The following is a 2491-nucleotide window of genomic DNA, read 5'->3' on the forward strand; positions in this document are numbered from 1 at the left end:
GGAACCATCTGCGCCAAGGAAAGCTGCAAATCGCCGGTAACAGGAGGCAAGTCGATGAGTAGATAGTCCAAGTCTCCCCACAACACATCGCGGAAGAACGCTTGCAAATACTGCTGAACCATCGGGCCGCGCCAAACCAGCGGGGCTTCTTCCGGCACGAGAAACGCCATCGAAATCAGCTTTACCCCGTAATTCTCGACCGGGAGAATCTTGCCGTCTTTCTGTTCCGGTCCGGTCGTGCTCCTCATCACCAGGGGGATCTTGGGGCCGTAGAGGTCGGCATCCAAGAGTCCTACCTTAGCACCGGCCACAGCCAACGCACAGGCCAGGTTCGCCGCCACGGTCGATTTTCCCACCCCGCCTTTTCCGCTGCTCACCGCGATGACTTGCTTCACTCCTGGAATCAAATTATCTTTTGCCTGGGGCTGTGGTGCCCCATGGCCATGTTCGTCAGCCATATCAATATCTCCTACTCCGATTCACCCGACCGGTCTTAGAGGATGTGCATCCACGATCCAAGCCTCTATTGAGCCTGATATCAGCATCATAAGCGATGCCATATGCGAAATGATATGGGGTAGCTCGGTCTATCGACCATCTGCCGACCGGGGAAGTCGTGGGCGATGACCATCGGCCAATTGGAGAGGTATACTGAATTCAAACGAAGCGCGTCATTCGCAGGACTCCGATGACCTCATCTCTTCCCCTGGAACCAACCATTCGCCGGATCGGCGAACAACTTGCGCAGCTCTCCTCCGGGCTTTCACCGTCGATCTTCGATAGCCGCTGGTGGGCTCATTCGGCGATCAATCTGGCGATGAAGGATGCATCCTTTAAGACACGGTTGTTTCACTTCATCGATGTCCTTCCGGTCATTCAGGACGATGAACGAGTCGTCTCGCTCGCCGATGAGTATTTCGGCCACGAGAGCAGCGAGTTGTTCGGACTTCAGCGGGGATTGAAGGCGCTGGCTTCAACGAGCCTGGGAGCCCGTCTCACCGGCAAGTCGATCAGGAAACAGATCGAGCAGATGGCCAAAACTTTCATTGCCGGTGCCTCGATGGAAGAAGCAGTTCCGGCCTTGGCGCGACTATGGAAAACCGGACGAGCCTCGTCTGTCGATCTTTTGGGCGAAGCCACAGTCAGCGAACCGGAAGCCGACCGCTATCGTGATCAGTGTCTGAATGCTTTGATTGAACTCGACCGAGCCTCCAAAACGTGGGCCTCGGCTCCGCTGCTCCAACAAGACCACTTGGGACCGATTCCACGCGTACAGCTCTCGCTCAAAATTTCAGCTCTCTCCTCACGGTTGGGCCCGATCGATCCCGATGGAAGTTACGAGTCGGTGGCCGCGCGTCTCCGCCCGTTGGTAGATCTGGCACAGTCCCTGCCCGCCGGATTGATTTTCGATATGGAGCAGGCAGAGACAAAAGACCTCATTCTGCATATTTTCAAGAAGCTCTTCGCAGAGCCGGCCTATCGAGCCTATCCCTATGCCGGACTCGCGTTGCAGGCGTATCACCGAGAAACCGAGCGCGATATACAGGAATTGGTGGCTTGGCTACGAACACGCCATGCGCCGATCACAATCCGATTGGTCAAAGGCGCGTACTGGGATTCAGACACCGTCCGGTATCGGCAAGCTGGCTGGCCGCTTCCGCTTTTTGAACACAAGGCGGAAACCGACATTCAGTACGAGCGATTGATTCCGATGCTGTTTGAACATTCCGATCTCATCCGCCCCGCGTTCGGCACGCATAATCTTCGCACGTTGGCCGCCATCGAAGCCCATGCCGAATCGCGGGGTCTTGCTCCTGAAACCCGCGAGTACCAAATGATCTTCGGCATGGCCGAGCCCTTCCAGCAAGCCATGGTCAAATTAGGCCGCCGTGTCCGCCTCTATAGCCCTGTGGGCCGGCTGCTTCCCGGTATGGCCTATCTCGTTCGGCGGCTCTTGGAAAATACGTCGAACGAATCGTTTCTGCAAAAAGAATACGTTGAGTCCCAGCCATTGGCCCGACTCCTCGCTCCACCGGCAGCTCCGACTCAGCTCCAAGACACTACAACGAGCGGCGGAAAGCATTTCAGCAACGAACCGCACAGCGACTTTTCACAGGCAGCGATTCGAAAGAGCATGCGGGCCGGCATCGGATCGGTTCAATCTCAGTTAGGCCGACAATGGTCCGGTGAAACACTGGGTATCAGACTGACCGGCCCATGGCTAGAATCCCGTGATCCTTGTAGACCGAATGAGGTCGTAGCCAGGGTGCAGAGCGCAACGGTATCCGATCTGGATCCCATCATCGAACAGGCGCTCAAACAATGGCACCCTTGGCGGCGGATGGCTCCGGAAGCACGATCTGCCATACTAAGGACGGTCGCGTCGGAACTATCTCGCCGCCGGTACGAACTGGCAGCGTGGGAGATCTTTGAAGTCGGCAAGACCTGGCGGGAGGCCGACGCCGATGTGGCGGAAGCGATCGACTTTCTC

General features: G+C 56.8%; 2 protein-coding genes. One reads left to right on the forward strand and one right to left on the reverse strand.

The window, feature by feature from the left end:
- Positions 1-458, reverse strand: a 458-nt coding sequence (locus tag ACOSYY_RS03215) for a P-loop NTPase (protein WP_421660830.1), incomplete at its 3' end; no start/stop codon positions are given.
- 230 nt (positions 459-688) lie between these two features.
- On the opposite strand from ACOSYY_RS03215, the gene ACOSYY_RS03220 reads away from it, so the two are divergent.
- On the forward strand, positions 689-2491 hold a 1803-nt coding region (locus ACOSYY_RS03220; protein ID WP_421660831.1), incomplete at its 3' end, for a proline dehydrogenase family protein.

This window comes from Nitrospira sp. BLG_2, assembly GCF_049222245.1.